Source organism: Oleiphilus sp. HI0132 (genome assembly GCF_001635845.1).
This window is the reverse complement of sequence record NZ_LWGJ01001782.1, coordinates 1-1,117: the sequence shown is the minus strand read 5'-3', so window position 1 is coordinate 1,117 and position 1,117 is coordinate 1. Positions and strand designations below refer to the sequence as shown.

The 1,117-nt window shown below is 41.8% G+C and carries 2 protein-coding genes; both read right to left on the bottom strand.

Annotated features, from left to right (window positions below; all coding sequences use genetic code 11):
- The coding region (locus A3766_RS27075; RefSeq protein ID WP_156509185.1) for a hypothetical protein at nt 1–450 on the bottom strand (450 nt) is incomplete at its 3' end.
- Nucleotides 451–627: 177 nt separating this feature from the next.
- Nucleotides 628–1,117, bottom strand: a 490-nt coding sequence (locus A3766_RS27070) for an EAL domain-containing protein (protein ID WP_156509184.1), incomplete at its 5' end; no start/stop codon positions are given.

The following is a 1,117-nucleotide window of genomic DNA, read 5'->3' as shown; positions in this document are numbered from 1 at the left end:
AAGTTTTCGGTAGAGTGCTTCCCTGTAGTAGGCGAGCGCATTTTCTGTCGTCAAATTTAAATTAGACTTTAATACCAACATCGCTATCTCTTTCCTGCTTTGAGTGCCGCACTTTGCTTCTTTGCCAATCAAATCGATTGCTCCAATCAGGTAAAGGCTAATCGCTTCGCGTAACCAAGACAGATTCTCCTGGTGCAGGTCACCATAATTTCTTTTGATGTCTAACAGCTGGATGCCAGAAAAGGTTTGAGCTTTTTTAAGACTTTCCATCTTGGTTTCGTACTCTTGATTATCGACAACATCGCCTTGCATCAAGCGCTTAATCACTCTGTCAATATGCCCGCTCTCTGCGTAGCCAGCAGCTGTGTATAAGTTATGTACGCGGAAGGCAAGTGTGCCGAGCAAAGTAAGTAATGCTATTTCAAGGCTATGTATGAAAACAACCAGCATTGTTTAGTCTCCAAATTCTCAAATGTGACGACATTATACATCATGTAATTCTATGTAAATGGAATTGGGTAGCGTTAAGCTAGAGTACAGGTTCACACAAGTGCAGCGGATTTACAGTGTTTTACATTTTTGATTAGTGCTGGGGGAGGGGCAATAGACTACTTAAGAAGAGGATGCTTAAGCAGTCTTTAGGTCACTTTCAATGAAGAAATTATGCATTTTCTTGAAGGTCAATGGCCGGCTAAAGAAGTATCCTTGAGCATAGTCGCATTTATTGATTACCAAGAAGTCTCTTTGGTCGATATTTTCAACGCCTTCTGCAACGACCTTCAGGTTAAGTTTATGTGCAACGGCAATGACCGCAGACGCGATTTCCATGGCATTGAGGTCATCAGGAATATCGTAAACAAATGACTGGTCAATTTTCAGAATATCTACAGGTAGGCTCTTTAAATAACTTAAAGAGGAGTAGCCTGAACCAAAGTCATCGATGGTAATAGTGGAACCAGTAGATTTGATGCTATTGAGTTGAGCTATGACAGCATCAATGTCATTCATTAGCATACTTTCGGTTACTTCTATTTCCAGGTTTTCTGCGGCGAGGTCTGAATGCTCGAGGGCGCTTGAAACAACTTTTACCAGTTCCGGGTCATCAAACTGGCGTGGC